Below are 17,775 nucleotides of genomic sequence, written 5' to 3'. Positions count from 1 at the left end.
TGGAGGGTTTTATGCGTGATTTGAGACGACACCAGCGCCCATCTGATGCGCCAGTCTTTGATTCCGGCCTAAACGTCATGTTTTTGGCGGCGTTTCCCCTTGTTTTATGGATATTCCAGGGGTCTCTGAGCGGTGTTGCCACGGCGTTGCTTGAAATGGGCCTGTTCTCTGTGGCTTTACGGCTGATTTCCCGCGGTCAGGAACTTCAACGGGCTTATGATTTGGCACAGGTCGCAACGGCCCCGAAACTCCCGCGCAAAGTTATCGGCTCTGCCTTGATTGGCATTGTCGTGTTCATCCTTGCCGGACATCATTTCCCAACACTCGTTGCACCGTCCTTTGTCGGTTTGGTCGCAACGGGCCTAAGCTTGACCGCCTTTGGCGTGGATCCATTGGCGGACAAAGGGGCCGACAACCCTGAACTTCTCAATCGGATCGCCGCCGAACATGCTTGGGATCAAGCCGATGATAGCTTGTCGCAAATCACCGATCGCATTGCGCATTTGGACGACGCCGATTTGACCCTCAAGGCGGATGCAACACGTGCCATGGTTATGGGCCTCATGCGCAGCTTTGGAACCGATCCACGAGACCTAGCCAGAATCAGCAAATTGGTGACCAAATTCACTGAAATTTTGCGGGCTGAAACGGACCGCCTAGAAAGGTCGTGGCATGAGGATAACTATCTCTTCGCGCGCAAGCGTTTTATCCTCAAGCTGGATGTTCTCAGCGAAAGCTTTGAAACCCATGCTCGCGAAGGCAGTCAACGAAGCGGCCGCGATGCATTTGATCTCGAAGCTGACCTTCTTTTGGACAGGATGCCCCGAGAATCGGCGGCGTGATGCCGGTCTGACGCTCAAACGGGCCAGTTCCCCCTAGCAAGCACGATACTTTATCCCTAAGTTACAAGGCGAAACCAGACACAACCGGGGGGTTCCATGTCCGGAAGCGGCTTGCAAAAGCTTAGTTATATTTTGTTGATCGTCCTCTTGTTCGGCCTCTCCACTGGCTGGCTAGGGGGCCTTTGAAATGGCACAACGATTTGGTGGGCAATTTAGCCCCGACGGATCAGACGATCCTATAGATGACGTGCCAGCCAAGGGCGCGTATCACAAAGCCAAGGTAAGCCCGGTTGGGGCGCGGTCGAACGTGATGTTCATTCCGCCGATCATTTTGGCTGCGACGTCGATCAACGACGGGGCCGTTGGCTTGGCTGTCGGCCTTGTTGGCGCGGGCGCGTTGATCCTTGGGGCGTGGCTTTTGCGCGAAGGTTTGGAGGCCGAAGCCGCCTATAACGAACGCAAAGTGGCCCGTCGCCCCGGATTTCCGCGCAAAATTGCCGCTGCGGTTCTAACCGGCATCGGGGCCGCCATTGCCGCTTATAGTACCGAACCCGGCATTGTTGCGCCGATGATCTTTGGCAGCGCCGCTGGCGTGTTGCACCTAGGGGCCTTTGGCCTTGACCCGCTCAAAGACAAGGGCATGGAAGGCATCGACACCTTTCAGCAAGACCGTGTTGCGCGCGTTGTGGATGAGGCCGAGGCCCATCTTGATGCGATGACCGACGCCGTTAAACGCGCCGGTGATCGCAAGGTCGAAGCCCGTGTTGAGCGGTTCCAAATCAAGGTCCGTGAAATGATCCGGACCGTCGAAGAAGATCCGCGCGACCTGACCGCCGCCAAGAAGTATCTCGGCGTTTATCTAATGGGTGCCAAGGACGCGGCGGTTAAGTTTTCCGATATCTATGCGCGCAATGAAGACCGTCAGGCGCGCAGCGATTTCATGATGCTTTTGACCGATTTGGAAGAAAGTTTTGGCAAGAAGACCGAGACGCTTCTTTTAGATAATAACGCCGATTTGGCGATTGAAATAGATGTGCTGCGCGAACGGCTGCAGCGCGAGGGTGTACGCCTGTAAAAGGCGGAATTTAAAACGGGGGATCCCATGTCTGAGAATGTTCGTAAGCAAGCCGAAGAGGCGCTGGCCTTGGTCGAAGAAGTCAACGCAGTGATCCTGCCAGAGCCAGGTGAGGCGAACGCCGTTGTGCCATTGGCCCAAGCCGCGCCAGAAGTGGGCGAAGAAATTCGCACACGTATGGATGAGATCGACATGGGTGACACCAACTCGATCGTATCCTTTGGCTCGGCGGCTCAGGCCGAGTTGCAAGAGATTTCTCAGGCGATGTTGACCGATGTGCGCAACAAAGACGTCGGCCCCGCGGGTGACGGCCTACGTGACATGGTCACCACCATTCGCGGTTTTTCGGTTTCCGAATTGGACGTGCGTCGCAAACAAACATGGTGGGAAAAACTGCTGGGTCGCGCCGCGCCCTTTGCCAAATTCACCGCCCGTTTCGAAACGGTTCAGGGTCAGATCGACAAGATCACCGACAGCCTTCTCAAGCATGAGCACACGCTTTTGAAGGACATCAAATCGCTTGATCTTCTCTATGAAAAGACCCTGCAATTTTATGACGAGCTGGCACTGTATATTTCTGCAGGTCAGGAAAAACTGAACGTTTTGGATACCGTCGACATTCCGGCCAAAGAGGCCGAGGTTCAGGCGGCTGACGAAAACGATCAGGTCATGGTGGCGCAACAATTGCGCGATTTGCGCGCCGCGCGTGATGATCTGGAACGCCGCGTCCACGATCTAAAACTGACCCGTCAGGTCACGATGCAATCGCTGCCTTCGATCCGTTTGGTTCAGGAAAACGACAAATCGCTGGTCACCAAAATCAACTCGACCTTGGTCAACACCGTGCCGCTTTGGGAAACCCAACTGGCTCAGGCCGTCACCATCCAGCGCTCGGCCCAAGCTGCCGCCGCGGTGCGTGAAGCCAATGACCTGACCAACGAATTGTTGACCTCGAACGCATCCAACCTGCGCGAAAGCAACAAGATGATCCGCGAGGAGATGGAGCGTGGTGTATTTGACATCGAAGCGGTCAAACAGGCCAATGCCGATCTGATTGGCACCATCCAAGAGAGCCTTCAAATCGCCGACGAGGGCAAAGCACGCCGTGCCGCCGCCGAAGAAGAGCTCAAGAAAATGGAAGCGGAACTCCGCGACACCTTGGCCTCGGCCAAAGCGCGCAAAGACGGTGTTGGTGACAACGCTGCGACTGCGGTTCCGGCCTGATCCAGTTGCGCTGGCGCAAGACATTTGCCGCCTCGGCGGCTTTGATTGGCGTCATGGCCCTTGTGGGCTGTGACGCTTCAACGCTTGCGCCACGCAAAACCTCTGTGACACCGGCGGTGCGACCAACCGGCTTGGTCCCGCCTCCACCAGCGCCTGTTCAACCTGCGCGCCCCACTGGCCCCTCGGCGGCCAGCAAAGAGTTGATGGATTACTACGCACGGGTGCAGAACGACCTTCTCGTTCGCGGCTTATTGCGCACAGATGGCGGTGGCCCGGATACGGCGTTCACCGACACTATGTTGATCCGCAATTTCGAACAAATCGCGCTTGCTGAAGAATATGAACGCGGAGCTGGGTTAACTCCGTCCTCTGGTACGCCCAGCGCGGTCAAGAAATGGACCAAACCGATCCGGATGGTGACCGAATTTGGAGCCGGCGTTCCCAAAGATCAGATCGCCGAAGACCAAGCCCGCGTTGCGGCCTACGCGGCGCGTTTGGCCCGGATCACCGGCCACCCAATCCAAATGAGCGCGCAGGACCCGAACTTTCATGTGTTGTTCATGTCAGAGGACGACACCTCAAAAATCGCCCCTCGGATTCAACAATTGGTTCCCGATGTGACACCCTCGGCGCTTCGCGTGTTCGATGATTTGCCGCGCTCGATCCATTGTCTGGTTGTGGCGTTTTCTGACACGATCAACGGGTACGACTATGGTCAAGCCATTGCGATTATCCGGTCCGAACATCCAGACCTCTTGCGCCGTTCCTGTATTCACGAGGAAATCGCCCAAGGTTTGGGGTTGGGCAACGATGATCCGCGGGCGCGCCCGTCGATTTTCAATGATGATGACGAATTCGCCCTGCTGACCACGCATGATGAAATGCTGCTGAAAATCCTGTATGATCCGCGCCTACGTCCCGGCATGACGCGAGATCAGGCGCGGCCGGTGGTTATTGAGCGTGCGGCGACGTTGGTCAACTAGGGCTCCGCGCCCGTTGCTCAAAGCAAAACCTTCGCTTTAAGTATCCTCCGGTCAGGGACAAGCATACCTGTTTCGCCAACTGAATTATCATCGACTAGATATATGGGTACCTCTGACTTTGGAGAGGCGGACACCTATAGCGAACGGCGACCACGCAAAAGCCTCCCTCCCTTGTTTTCCGCCACCTATCCGCCGACTATCGCGCGTCAAATTCTGGGCCATAGGCGGAAAACTGGCACATTAATCAGCCTTTTCCCCCATGAGTTTCCGCATGTGACTGTAGAAACTCACGACGTGAATGGTTATCTTTTGCTCATCAACGACCCAGAAGGGACCGAGTTTTATGGGCATTTTCGATTTTCTTTCCGGCCAGTTTATCGACGTTATTCACTGGGTGGACGATACGCGCGATACATTGGTCTATCGTTTTGAACGCGAAGGCCATGAGATCAAATATGGGGCCAAACTAACCGTTCGTGAAGGTCAGGCCGCCGTCTTTATCCACGAAGGCCAATTGGCCGACGTCTTTACGCCCGGGCTTTATATGTTGGAAACCAACAACATGCCCATCATGACATCCCTTCAGCATTGGGATCATGGGTTTAATTCGCCGTTCAAATCAGAAATCTATTTTGTGAACACCAACCGGTTCACTGATCTGAAATGGGGCACCAAGAACCCGATCATGTTGCGTGATCCTGAATTTGGGCCGACCCGCATCCGGGCCTTTGGCACCTATTCGGTCAAAGTGGCCGATCCGGCGCTGTTCCTCAAAGAGATCGTTGGCACCGATGGTGAATTCACCATGGACGAGATCAGCTTTCAAATTCGCAATATCATTGTTCAGGAATTCAGCCAGTCGATCACCAAATCCGGCATTCCGGTTCTGGATATGGCGGCAAATACCGGTGACGTTGGCAAGCTTATTGCCCAAGCCATTAGTGGCACCATAGCGCAATACGGTCTTGAGCTGCCTGAGCTTTATATCGAAAACATCTCGCTTCCGCCGGAAGTCGAGAAAGCCATGGACACCCGCACCTCGCGCGGGATCACCGGCAACCTTGACGACCATATGAAATACAAGGCAGCCGAGGCCATGGGCCAAGGTGGCGCCATGGATCAATCCATGGGCATGGGGTTTGGTGCTGGTATGGGCATGAACATGGCCAACCAAATGGCCGGTGGTATGGTCCCAGCCGGGCAGCAACCTGCGCCGGGAATGGCCCCTCCTCCTCCGCCTGTTGAACATGTTTGGCACTTGGCGGTGAATGGACAGACAACTGGCCCGTTTTCCAAAGCTGATCTTGGTCGCATGACAACCACGGGCGAACTCTCTCGCGACACCCATGTCTGGACCCCCGGTCAAGACGGATGGAAAAAGGCCGGTGATGTACAGGAGCTTGCTCAACTCTTTACAGTCATGCCCCCGCCGCCGCCGCCCATGGGCTAACACCTAAGATTGGGCTTGTTTACGTAGGTTTACCAAGGCTTTTTAAGCATGTCGGTCGCCATAGCGTAAGCAGGCCCATCTAGTTCGATACCGGCAGGTGCCATATCACGGGCTTTGACCATGCCAGCTATGCGCCCTGCCTCTTTGTGAACGTGGCTGTGCGCCTTTTGGACAGTCTGAAATTCCGACACACTCGCAAGGTCAGAGCTCGGGCACCGCCTCAAATTGCACGGCGAGTCTAAACTTTACCTACCATTGGGAATGCGCGAACCAAGCTTTCGCAACTTTTGCGTCTATCTCGGTTTTGTTGACATCAAGGACTCCCACTTCAAATGCATTGAGCGTAATGTGTGCCAACGATCCTTAACCGAAGATTAAGAGTTCAAATGCCTGATATTTCTGCGCCTTCACCGCCGGAGACACCGACGGAGGAACACCGATTTCCCTGTGATCAATGCGGCGCAGATTTTCGCTTTGACCCCGATGCTGGGCAAATGGTTTGTGATTTTTGCGGCCATACCGCCCAAGTCACCGAGACAGGCCCTTGGGAGGGCGGCATACGCGAGCTTGATTTCAAGGCCGCGATAAACAACTTGCTCCCCTTGCAAGACATGGAAGAAACCCGCGTATCGAAATGCCCCAATTGCGCCGCCGAAGTAGAATTCGACCCTGATCTACACGCCTCCGAATGTCCGTTCTGCGCGACACCTGTGGTCACGGATACAGGGGAACACAGGCACATCAAACCCAAGGGCCTCTTGCCCTTTGCTTTGGATGAAAAGACCGCGCATGACGCCATGAATGACTGGTTGGGGCGGTTATGGTTTGCACCAAATGGATTGCAGGAATACGCCCGAAAGGGACGTAAAATGAACGGTATCTACGTGCCCTATTGGACCTATGATGCCGATACAAAATCCGCTTATCGTGGCGAGCGCGGTACGATTTATTACGAGACAAGGACCGTGACACGTGACGGGGAAACCCGACAGGAAAGGGTACAAAAAATCCGCTGGACCCCGGTGTCTGGACGCGTGGCGCGCTTTTTCGACGATGTGTTGGTTTTGGCCTCCAAAGCCTTGCCCAAGAAATACACCGACGCGCTAGAGCCGTGGGATTTAAGCGCTATGGAACCTTACCGGCCTGAATTCCTTGCTGGATTTCGGGCCGAAGGTTATCAAATTGACCTGGATGTTGGCTTTGACGAAGCCCGCGCCATAATGGATCGCCAAATTCGCCGCGATGTGAAATTCGACATCGGTGGTGATCGACAGCGCATCCAAGGGCTCGACACACATGTGTCTGATGTGACCTTCAAACACGTGCTGCTGCCGGTCTGGATGGCGGCCTACAAATATCGCGGCAATAGTTACCGGTTTGTTGTCAACGGGCGCACGGGGCGGGTCAAAGGCGAGCGCCCTTGGTCAGCATGGAAGATCACCTTTGCTGTTGTGTTGGGGCTTCTGGTCGCCGCCGGTATTGGCTACGTCGTCGCCATGAACCAATAAGAAGGCAAATGATATGCGCGCATTGTTGCAACGGGTTTCCGAAGCCCGCGTTGAGGTTGACGGGGAGACCATTGGCGAGATTGGGCCGGGTCTACTGGTGCTTGTCTGCGCGATGCAGGGCGACACCGAAGCTCAGGCCGACAAACTGGCCGCCAAAATTGCCAAATTGCGGGTTTTCAAAGACGATGACGGGCGCATGAACCGGTCGGTCAAAGACATTGGCGGAAGCGTATTGGTTGTTAGCCAGTTCACGCTTGCCGCCGATACATCGCGTGGAAATCGCCCAGGCTTTTCATCCGCCGCGGCCCCAGTGGACGGCGAAGCGATGTATGAATACTTCGCCAAGCAGATCGCCGCCCAAGGCCTCCCCATCGCGAAAGGCCAATTTGGGGCCGATATGAAAGTCAGCCTATTGAACGACGGTCCGGTGACCATTTGGATGGACAACGAGGCGTGAGCGACCAAAACCCGTGCACGGGTTTTGCAAATTTCGTCGACGAAATTTGGGAGCCTTACGGCTCCCGGAACGCCTCACGCGATTTATACAACGGCTTGAGAAGATACTGCAAAACCGTCTTTTCACCGGTGTGCAACTCGGCCTGAGCCAACATGCCAGGGCGAATTTCCATCGCCGCCTGACGGTCGGTCATCGACGACATATCAACCCGAATTGACACTTTGTAATGCGCCTCCGTCTCCGGACGGCGTTCATCTTTGTAGGTATCCGCCGAGATCACATCCACACGCCCTTTGAGGGTCCCGTAGATGGTATAATCATAGGCCGTCAATTTGATCGTTGTCTCTTGACCCGGACGGATATTCGCGATGTTTTCCGGTTTGACCTGCGCTTCGACAAACAGCTCTTCGTCCACCGGAATGATTTGCAAAATCTCTTCGCCGGGACGGACAACCCCACCAATTGTGGTGACGCTCAAGTTGTTGACGATGCCGTGCATCGGAGACGTCAGCACGGTCCGGTTCAACTGATCCTGTGACGCCTTTAGGTTTTGCTGCAGTGTAGCCAGCTCTTTGAGCGTGTCCGAATACTCTTCGGCCCGGCTCAATTCCGTCTGCGTGACAATCTCATCATATAGCTTCTTGGCGTCGGCCTGGGCTTTGCGGGCTCGTGTCACTTCGATCAAAGCAACAACCTTTTTGTCCAAAAGGTTTTCCATCAAATCAAGCTCGCTCTGGGCCTGATCCAAAACCCGGCGCGCACCTGAACTTCGGCTGATGAAGTCTGTGTAGCGCGCATAAAGCAATGCTTCTTCAGACGCGACCATCTGCGGCGAACGCATCGCCAAAGATGCGGGGACGTCAAAAGTCGACGCCCCCGCCAGTTCGGCCTCGAGCCGCAGGCGGCGGACCTCGAGGGCGGTGATTTGGTCGCTCAGGTCATCAACCGAGCTTTTGAATTGGGTCCCGTGCAGCCGCGCAAGCACATCGCCGCGCAAGACTTCATCCCCCTCTTTGACTAGCAATTCAGAGAGAATGCCGCCTTCGAGGTTTTGGATGATCTGGGGCCGTGACGAAGAGATGATCTCCCCCTCTGCACGCACAATTTCGTCGACCCAGGCAAAGGATGCCCAGATTACAAAGGCCCAGACCGAAATGGCGCAGAGCCAAATTGTCATGGACGGGCCATTCATGTCCTTTTGCAGCTGTGCTGCAAGATTGGTCGAAGACACAGCCATTATGCAGCCCCCTGTCCGGCCGTGCGCAGGTGATCAAGAACCTGATCGCGCGGGCCATCAATTGCCATACGGCCATTTGCCAAAATCATCGTGCGAGATGCCAAAGACAAGATTGGCACCCGGTGTGTCGCAATCACGGCTGTACGGCCTTGTAACCATGTTTCCAGCCGTGAAATCAGCGTCTTTTCAAGCGTTTGATCAAGGGCCGCCGTCGGCTCATCCAAAAGGCAAATGTCCGGATCCTGAAGCCAAAGCCGGGCCCAGCCGATGCTTTGACGTTGGCCAACCGAAAGGCCTTCGCCACCATCACGGATTTCCAGATCAAGCCCCTTGGGATGGCTTTTGACGAATTGCCCCAACCCGGCAAAATCCAGCGCTTCGAACAGACGTTCGTCATTGCGCTCCATCATATTGAGGTTGAGATTGTCGCGCAGCGTCCCATGAAACAGACGGACGTCTTGGCCCAGATAGCCAATGGTCCGGCGTAAATCACGCGGTTCGATCTGCGACATCTCGGTGCCATCAATCAAAAGCTTGCCCGATGTTGGCGCATAGAGCCCGGTCAGCATTTTCAACAGGGTCGATTTGCCCGATCCATTGGCCCCAAGGATGGCCAAAACCTGACCCTGTTGGATTTTGAGCGCCTGCAAATCCAGAACGGGGGACCCTTCGGGGTCATAGTGATAGCTGGCGTCGCGCAGCTCATATTCACCGTTTAGTTTTTCGCGGCGTAAATAGGTCCGTTCGGTCGAGCGGTCACAATCGACATGGGCAATCGCGTCCAACCCGTCCAGCGCGCTTTTGACATTGCCCCAGCGCGCCATGATACCCGACAGCTGCGTCAAAGGGGCCAGGGTGCGCGACGACAGGATACCAACGGCGATGATCGACCCGACGGTGAATTCACCCGCAAACACAAGGTATGTCCCGGTGATGACCGCGCCGACATAGGTGGCCTGCTGAACGCCTTGGCTCCAAAACGTCAGGGACGCCGCAAGTTTACGTTGTTCGGAAGATTTCAAAGCTTGGACAGCGGTCAGCTCTTCCCATGTCCGCTCAAACCGGTCTTCGGCGCGTTGGGTTTTGATCGTATCGAGCTCAACCACCACTTCTTGGAGCAGACGGGATTGTTTGGAGGATGCGCCCTGCATTTCCTGCGTAAGGCGGATCATTTTCTTTTGCATCAAGAAGCCAGGCACCACCATCATGATGCCCCCGGCGATCAAGACCCAGACAACCGACCCGGCGATCGACCAGACAAGGGCGAGAAAGACGAAGATAAACGGAATGTCGGCCAAGGCCCCTACCGTCGAAGCGGTAAAGAATTCACGGACCGAGCCAAATTCACGCATCGCAGAGAACAGCTGAGACGGTGAACGGCCAACGAGATCAGAGCGCATGCCCAGCAAGCGTTGCATTAGGGTTTTCTGCACCCCCAACTCGATCTGGCGCCCTGCCCCATCGAGCAACTGCGAGCGGGCGACCTTGAGGAAGGCCTCAAGCAACAACGCCAAACCAGCACCAGCGGCCAGGACCCAAAGGGTCGCTTCGGATTGATGCGGGATTACCCGGTCATAAACCTGTAGCGAAAACAGCGCCACAGACACGGCCAACAGGTTGGCAACAAAAGACCCCAAGGCGACTTCGCTGAAATGGCGCGAAAAGCGGCGAAATTCGCCCCAAAACCAATGGATGTTCTCGTCTAACTTGGCATGAGTTTCCGAAAGAACCTTGACCGGAGCCTCAGCGCGAACCAACCGACCCGAGAAAAATGGCCCAAACTCGGCGATGGCCACTTCGGAGCGACGGTCGGTGCCGCTTTCGTCATAGATGGTTAGACCGCCATCTTGTTGACCAAGCACCAAGACGGTCTGACCGTTGCTCATCAAGGCAATGGCAGGCCACAGGGTTGGAACCAAGCTGTCCGGCTCTTCAAGCTCGGCGATCAACCCAGCGGCTTCTAGCCCGGCCTTTAGCGCGACCTCATCATAACTGTCATCACATCCGGCCTCACGCACCAAAGCTTCGAGGATGTCATGCTTGCGGGCGTCCACACCAAGGCGGCTGGCCAGCATCAAGATCATATCAGCGCGCGATTCCGCCTTGTCAGAGTAACGCGATTTGCGTGCAGCGCCGATGCCCGTGCCGGTGGGAACGGCCCGCAACATCGCGTCTTTGGCGCGATCTGCCATGCGGAGGATCTGAGGCGAGGTCAAATCTGCGCCCCTTCGGCCAAACCGCCGCGCAAGCGCGCCAGTTCAAGTTCGGCTCGCGCCGCCTTGTATTTCAGATCGATTTCACGCTCCAGCGCCATTGCATAAGTCTCGTACACACCAACTACATCCATTACTTGTCTTTGACCGCCGTCATATTGCGCCTGGAACAGGTCGAGGTTCTCCTTGGCCCGCTTGGTCAAGGTCGTGGCCTCAATTGCTTGTCGGCGGTAGGATTCAAGCTGACGCGACTGTGCCGCAATATCGCGCGCGGCATCTTCGCGGGCTTCTTCGACCCGGCGGGCGGCAGTTTCCTTGGTCACTTCAAGGGCTTCGAACTCGGCCATTGTGCCTAGGCTAAACAGAGTATCTGTCGAGATCGTCGCCCCGATATCCGGCCCGCTTTGACCGCCCTTGGCGTTGACAAACAAACCCGGCAAATGCTGCGCCCGGCTGATCTTGGCTTCGGCAATGGCACGTTCCTGTTCGCCTTTTGAGCGCAACACACCAAGCGCCTCAGCGCCGCTATCGGACCGCAATCCGCCAATCCCGCGCAGGTCGTTTAGCTGACGGGCCGACATGGCGTTCAGCTCCGCCATGGCGGTTACGGTGGCTTCTTGTGCCTCAGAGGATCGGGCCTGCATCGACGACAGTTTTTGCTGCAATACATTGAGGTCGGACATATCCGATACGCCGCCATTTACGCGCTGCTGCATGACCCATTCGAATTGGCTCATATCCTTGATCGCAATGGCCAGATGGCTTGAGACGTCCCTGTTTTGCTCGGCCTTGAGGTAAAGGGACAAGGCGTCGTGAACCCGCTGATTGCCATCTTCAACAAGGGTTACGGCGGCGATTTCAACATTGGCTTTGGCGAGATCACGCTCGGCTTTCTTGCGCCCGTTGTCAAAGATCACCTGATTGATCACCAGATCGGTGACAAATTCGCCAAGCGAGTTCAATGAAACGTTGGGACCGATGGAGGGAAGCCAGTTGTATTTGGCCGCTTGCTCTCGCAATCGCGCAACCCGCAACTCGGCTTCGGCCACGCGGGCATCGGATGCGATCACGGCATCGGCCACGCGGTTATAGGGCGTTCCCGAGATCAAGACCGATGGTCGGCCCTGCAATGCCCGTATGATCTCGGATGAATCCGAGGCCCGGACAACCGCTTTCTTGGGTTTGCCAGCTGGGGCCACCGCATCCGGCTCAGCCCCTTTGAAGCGAGAGACTGCGCCCTCACCCATATCTTTCATGCATCCGGGCAGCATCGCAACAGCGATGATCAAGCCCAGGCTCCGCCTGCTCATACTCATAGTCGTGCCCCCGTATCGGCGCGATTAATTTTTATAATTTCGGGATCCAGGGCCCGGTTCAGCCGGGCCTCTGGACGTTTTATACTGGTACTTAAACGACGTTAGTCGACACGTTGGTGATGTCGTCGTCAATCAACAGAGTTGCATCACCCAAGGTAAAGACGTTGTAGGTCTCGCCACCTTCGGTCTGCGTACCGGCCGCCTGAGCACCGGTGATCGTAACGCTATCGTCAACCCCACCATGAACAACCAGAGTGTCCGAGTTGGACGACAAGGCCGTCAGCTGGGCTTCTGTGATGGTCAGATGGCTATCCTCGGCGAACTGCAAATCGATTGTTTCGATGTTGAAGCCGGACAAGGTCGATGCCAAATCGTCGGTCATCGTCACTTCGGACGTCGCCAGATCATCCGTCACCAGATAGGAGCTCGACACGTTGCCTGCGCCATCCGTCGAAGTAAGAACCAAGTGCGATCCATCCGGAACAGCGTCCGAGAAGCTATGGAATGTCAGATCCAGAGCATCAACATCAACTTGGCTTTCCAAGGCAACGCCGACAACGCTCGGGCTTGAACCTTCGCCACCAATGACGCGCCCGATTTCAACGGTATCATCGCTGATTTCGGTCCGGATTTGGTCGACACCTTCATGGTTGCGGCCATAGCCTTCCCAAGCAAGTTCGCCGGGGGCTTCGGTATCAACATTGATGGTTTCGGTCACAGTGCGGGTGTTGCCAGCAAGGTCCGTGGCTTCAACCGTTGCGATCTGAGGACCAGTGCCCGGCAAGATCGAGCCGGGAGGAATGTCCACAGTCCAGCCACCATTTGAGTTAACCGTCGCGGTGTGTGCAACGCCACCAAAGGTCACAACAACCGTCGATCCAACTTCGACCTGACCACTCATTTCAAAGCCCTGAGCCGCCTCTTCTGCGTTGACAATGTCATCGCGCGTGGTGGGATCAGTCGACACATTGAGGCGGTTGACCTCGGTATCGATGTCAAAATTGGTGGTGGTTTCGGCTGTGTTACCCGCAACATCCGTTGTCTGGATCAACGCGCTTGTCGCATGCTCACCCGCTGGGATTTCGCTTACCGAGAAATCCACAGACCAGTTGCCATCGCCATCAACCGTCGCCGCACGTGTCACCCCATTGAAGGTCACAGCAACGGTGCCTCCGGGTTCTGTTGTGCCCGCCAGTGTAAAGCCATCCGACGCCTCGTCAGCGTTGATAACATTGTCGCCCTCAACCGGGTCGCTGCTAACGCCAAAGTTCAGAACTTCGGTATCAACATCAACACTGTCGGTGCGGGTAAGCGTGTTACCTGCGCTGTCGGTGATCGTTGCGGTGATATCGGCCGTGTAGGTGCCCGGTGCAATTTCGCTAGCGGCAAAAGGTGCCGTCCAGATACCGCTGGCATCGGTTGTGACCGTGTGGGTCACGCCGTTCATGGTCACATCAACCGATTGGAACGGTGTCGATGTTCCGGTCAGGACCACACCATCCGACGCTTCGGCAAAGTTGACCATGTCATCCCCTTCGACCGGAGCCGGCGAGATGGTGAGCAACCCTGCGTCTGTATCAACGCGAACCTGCTGAGAGATCGTGTCCGAGTTGCCGGCCAGATCGGTAGAAACCGCCGTCATGGTGACCGTGCGGTCGCCGCTTGGCAATTGCGCCGCCGAGAAGCTGGCGGACCAGCTGCCATCAGCTGCAACCGTTGCCGGAACGGTTACACCGTCCAGCGTCACATCAACGGTGCCGCCCGGCTCGGTTGTGCCGGTCAGGGTTAGCCCTTGCGAGGCCTCTTCGGCATTGATCACACCATCGGCCCCACCGGGGGTCGATGTGAAGTCAAAGTCACGGACCAGCGTATCGACATCAACGGTGCCCGTTGCCGTCGCCGTGTTACCGGCGGCATCGGTAGAGACCGCGGTTACGTCCAAAGTGGTTTCACCAGTGGGCAAGTCAGAGGCCGCAAAATTCGCGGTCCAGCTACCGTCCGAGGCAACAACCGCCGTGTGTGTCACACTGCCCATTGTCACTTGAACCGAGGCACCTGCTTCGGCTTGGCCGGTCAGGACAACACCGTCAGAGCGTTCTGCCGCGTTTACGACGCCTTCACCTTCGACATTGGCCGTCATCACCGAGACATTGGTTTCGGTGTCGATATTGATCGTTCCGGTCGCCGTTGCAACGTTGCCCGCCGCATCGGTGGAGACCGCGGTTACATCCATTGTGGTGGTGCCGGTCGGCACATTGTCCGCCGGAATTGTGACGCTCCAGCTACCGGAGGCATCGACAACAGTGGTCAACACTGTGCCACCAACGGTGACTTCGATCGCGGCACCCGCTTCGCCAACACCGTTTAGAACCACACCATCGGCCCGTTCCGCAGCGTTGACGGTTCCGTCACCCTCTACGTTGCCGGTCGCCATGGCGATGTCGTTTTGGGTGTCGATGTTGATGCCACCAGACGCCGTAGAAATGTTCCCGGCCAAATCGGTGGAGGTCACGGAAACGTCCGCAACCGTGGTGCCCGCTGGCAAGAAGCCCGCGCCAATGTCCACAGACCAAGTGCCGTCATCACCAACCGTGGTTGACCACGTGTTGCCGTTGATTGCGACTTCGATCGACGAACCGGCTTCGCCCGTACCGCCAACAGTCACCGTGCCGCCATGTTCAACAGCGTTGACAATGCCATCTGCGGCCACTGTCGAGGTATCAACTGTCACACCGGCTTCGGTGTCGACATTGAACGTGTGCGACATGGTCACAACGTTGCCCGAAATGTCGGTCGAAACGATCTGAGCTGTGGTGCTGTAGGTGCCTTCGGCCAACATCGAGCTGTCGAATGTCACGCTCCAGTTGCCATCGCCATCTACGGTCACAGACTGCATCTGCCCTTCGATGGTCACCTCAACGGTTGATCCCGCTTGGCTTGTACCGGTCAGGGTCACACCCGCCGCATATTCGCCCGCATTGATCATGTCGTCACCGGTCAAAGGCGCATTGCCCAAGGTGACTTCGTTAACCGTATCGATCTGAATTTGTTCGTTAATAACCGTCGAATTGCCGAAACTATCGGTCGCGGTGATCACCACGTCTTGGGTGTATTCACCCGCAGGCAGTACCGTCGCATCAAAGGTAAAGGACCAGCTGCCATCTTCGCCAACAACAACTGTCTCGCTGTACTCGCCGATGGCGATTGTCAGAGAAGAACCAGCTTCGGCCGACCCCGAGATTTCAACACCGTCCTGATGGTCTTCGCCGTTGAACAAATCGCCCAACGAAACGGTGCCTTCCGTGGCTTCTAGTGCCGGAGGTGTCGTATCAATTTCGAAGGATGGCCCGTCAAGGTTGGTAACGTCGCCGTCGGGATTGGTCACAACGACTGGGATGTCGTTATAGATGCCGTCCGCAGGGAAATCTTCCCCGGTGAATATAGCTTCCCATGTTCCGTCTTCACCGATTTGGGTTGTGACTTCTTCTTCGCCGATTGTCACGACAACATCGGACCCCGGTTCGCCGGTTCCAGTGATTGTGATCGCCGGATCGTCGCCGCCACCGATGTCATAGCTATTGTCAGGGTCATCAACAGTCGGAACGATAGGGTCATCACTACCGCCTCCGCCGCCACCACCACCTGAGCCAGCACCGGCAATCAATGCCGCGGTCCCAAGACCAGCGGCGCCAATTCCGCTCATGCCAGCACCCGCAGCCCCCAAGAGACCAGCGCCAAGCATCGAGACTTCTTCACCTTCAGGATCATAAGGAAGGGTGCCGTCAAGCGCGACCTGAGGATCATCAACAAAGATCAACTCTTCGGTCGGGCTCCATTTGCCCCATGTTTCGGTCGGCCCGTATTGCGCAAACAACGCACCACCGTCGGCCTCTACAAAACTCACTTGGTTCAGCTCGCCGCCGGAGCTGAGGAACAGACGGCTTCCATCGCCGCTGTCCGAAAAATAGCCCTCAAGCACGATTACCCGACCATCTGCCAGAGTAATCAACAAATCATCTGCCGCGCGGTCGTACCCACGCAAGTCAGATTGACTCAAATTCAAGGAAATGTCCTGTCCGCCCTGGGCATTGACGAGAAAATCCTCGTCACCACCACCAACAGAACCACGCTCAATCGCACCCGCACGGGTGCGCACCACGAAATCGATCGCGCTCATGATAACACCGCTCTACCTCTACGTGACCGTTTGTTTTTTTATGGTCACTTTTTTTTGCTCTGCCCATCTTTTAACGCAATTCCCTGAAACGCGCTAGAAGGAATATGGGGGAGGTAGCAAAATCTTGGGGTTAGAGGGCGAATCGGCACGAATTGGGCGCAAAGCTGTGGCAAAAAAGCGGCATTCCCGCCGGGTCAAAGGTTAACGCAAGCCCCCGTCTCGGCGGATTTTTGGGCCGCGTGGCCAATGCGCACCGCCCATGCTCCATCGCTTAGGGTGACATCTACGGGCTTTTCACCACGCACCACGGCCAAAAAGTTCTGATGCTGATAGAAGGTCGATCCGTTGTGATCCCCTGCCTCCAAAAGCGCCTCTTCGACCGGAATTTCCAGAGCAACAGGCCCCTTTGGTGCCCGCGGGCTCACGATCACCTGCGACACCGGTGGTTCGCCCAAATGCTCTGGCCAAAATCGCCCTGGCCCCGGAACCAAAGCTTCGATTTTGCCTTTTGGCCCCACGGCACTCAGCTCTTCTTGATAACGAGAGCCTTCTGCAAACATGCACAGTTCCAACATGGCCCGCGTGCCATTGGCAAAATCGACAATCACATAGCCACTGTCCCAAATATCGGAGTCGGCACCGTCATAGGTTTCGCCAATATGATTAACCGCCTGCCCAGCGCTGGCCATGACCCGCACCGGATCGGACCGCAACGCCACCCGCATCAGATCAAAGAAGTGACAACATTTCTCGACCAACGTCCCGCCGGTTTTGGCGTTGAAGCGGTTCCAATCCCCAACCTTTGTCAAAAACGGGAAGCGGTGTTCGCGGATGGTGAGCATTTTAACACCGCCCGTGGCGCTTTCTAGCTCGTCCAGAAACTTAGCCACTGGCGGCATATAGCGATACTCCATCGCGACCCAAATCGGGGCAGGATAGGATGCTTTGACCGCGTCGATCCGCGCGGCGTGATCCGGGTCGGTATAGAGCGGCTTTTCCATCAAAAGTGGCAAGGGACGCGTGCGGGCGATTTCTTCGAGCTGCTCCACATGCAGGTAATTGGGGCTTACCACCAACAGGCAATCCAAGGCGTCATCCGCCAAAAGATCACCAACCGAAGCGTAAAACACAGCGTCCGGCACAATCGCACCGGCCTTGTCTGCCATTCCAGCGTCAGGTTCAAAAATCGCCTGCACACGCGCACCATCCAACAGGGCGATATTGCGCAAGTGCTCTTGCCCCATCATGCCGCAGCCGATGACGCCATAGTTGATGATCTTAGTCATTCTCTTC

At 56.2% G+C, this 17,775-nt stretch carries 13 protein-coding genes; 7 read left to right on the top strand and 6 right to left on the bottom strand.

The window, feature by feature from the left end; genetic code table 11:
* The first annotated feature begins 11 nt into the window (after positions 1-11).
* From Q1A43_RS00475 to Q1A43_RS00455, 5 genes are all read left to right on the top strand, one after another.
* Complete coding sequence (locus Q1A43_RS00475; protein ID WP_299931663.1) at positions 12-842, top strand: hypothetical protein; 831 nt, start codon at positions 12-14, stop codon at positions 840-842.
* A gap of 187 nt (positions 843-1,029) precedes the next feature.
* Positions 1,030-1,917, top strand: a complete 888-nt coding sequence (locus Q1A43_RS00470; RefSeq protein WP_299931662.1) for a 5-bromo-4-chloroindolyl phosphate hydrolysis family protein — start codon at positions 1,030-1,032, stop codon at positions 1,915-1,917.
* 27 nt (positions 1,918-1,944) lie between these two features.
* Positions 1,945-3,141, top strand: a complete 1,197-nt coding sequence (locus Q1A43_RS00465; protein ID WP_299925252.1) for a toxic anion resistance protein — start codon at positions 1,945-1,947, stop codon at positions 3,139-3,141.
* A gap of 53 nt (positions 3,142-3,194) precedes the next feature.
* Positions 3,195-4,124 (top strand): DUF2927 domain-containing protein, encoded by a 930-nt coding sequence (locus Q1A43_RS00460; protein WP_299925496.1) that lies wholly within the window; start codon positions 3,195-3,197, stop codon positions 4,122-4,124.
* Positions 4,125-4,467: 343 nt separating this feature from the next.
* Complete coding sequence (locus tag Q1A43_RS00455; protein WP_299931660.1) at positions 4,468-5,574, top strand: SPFH domain-containing protein; 1,107 nt, start codon at positions 4,468-4,470, stop codon at positions 5,572-5,574.
* A gap of 29 nt (positions 5,575-5,603) precedes the next feature.
* On the opposite strand, the gene Q1A43_RS00450 is transcribed toward Q1A43_RS00455, so the two are convergent.
* Positions 5,604-5,765: a hypothetical protein gene (locus Q1A43_RS00450; RefSeq protein ID WP_299925247.1), complete on the bottom strand. Its 162-nt coding sequence runs from the start codon at positions 5,763-5,765 to the stop codon at positions 5,604-5,606.
* Between the two features lie 195 nt (positions 5,766-5,960).
* Here Q1A43_RS00450 and Q1A43_RS00445 point away from each other — a divergent pair, with 195 nt between their 5' ends.
* Together Q1A43_RS00445 and dtd are read left to right on the top strand one after the other, a co-directional pair.
* Positions 5,961-7,082 (top strand): TFIIB-type zinc finger domain-containing protein, encoded by a 1,122-nt coding sequence (locus Q1A43_RS00445; protein WP_299931659.1) that lies wholly within the window; start codon positions 5,961-5,963, stop codon positions 7,080-7,082.
* A gap of 13 nt (positions 7,083-7,095) precedes the next feature.
* Entirely contained in the window at positions 7,096-7,539 is a 444-nt protein-coding gene (gene dtd, locus Q1A43_RS00440; RefSeq protein WP_299931657.1) for a D-aminoacyl-tRNA deacylase, read from the top strand.
* Between the two features lie 55 nt (positions 7,540-7,594).
* Here the strand turns inward: dtd and Q1A43_RS00435 are convergent, their stop codons facing one another.
* From Q1A43_RS00435 to Q1A43_RS00415, 5 genes are all read right to left on the bottom strand, one after another.
* A complete protein-coding gene (locus tag Q1A43_RS00435; RefSeq protein WP_299925238.1) occupies positions 7,595-8,776 on the bottom strand; it encodes an HlyD family efflux transporter periplasmic adaptor subunit in 1,182 nt (393 codons plus the stop codon).
* Complete coding sequence (locus tag Q1A43_RS00430; protein ID WP_299931655.1) at positions 8,776-10,968, bottom strand: ATP-binding cassette domain-containing protein; 2,193 nt, start codon at positions 10,966-10,968, stop codon at positions 8,776-8,778. The genes Q1A43_RS00435 and Q1A43_RS00430 overlap by 1 nt, the downstream gene beginning before the upstream one ends.
* 20 nt (positions 10,969-10,988) lie before the next feature.
* The gene (locus Q1A43_RS00425) at positions 10,989-12,278 is read right to left on the bottom strand and encodes a TolC family protein (protein WP_299931653.1); all 1,290 of its coding nucleotides are present in this window, start codon (positions 12,276-12,278) and stop codon (positions 10,989-10,991) included.
* Positions 12,279-12,396: 118 nt separating this feature from the next.
* Positions 12,397-16,482, bottom strand: a complete 4,086-nt coding sequence (locus tag Q1A43_RS00420) for an Ig-like domain-containing protein (protein WP_299931651.1) — start codon at positions 16,480-16,482, stop codon at positions 12,397-12,399.
* Positions 16,483-16,676: 194 nt separating this feature from the next.
* Positions 16,677-17,768: a Gfo/Idh/MocA family oxidoreductase gene (locus tag Q1A43_RS00415; RefSeq protein WP_299931649.1), complete on the bottom strand. Its 1,092-nt coding sequence runs from the start codon at positions 17,766-17,768 to the stop codon at positions 16,677-16,679.
* Between the last annotated feature and the right edge of the window lie 7 nt (positions 17,769-17,775).

The organism is uncultured Pelagimonas sp. (assembly GCF_947498515.1).
GTDB lineage: Bacteria > Pseudomonadota > Alphaproteobacteria > Rhodobacterales > Rhodobacteraceae > Pelagimonas.
Note: the sequence above shows the minus strand (reverse complement) of the source record. Positions and strands in the feature narration are given on the sequence as shown.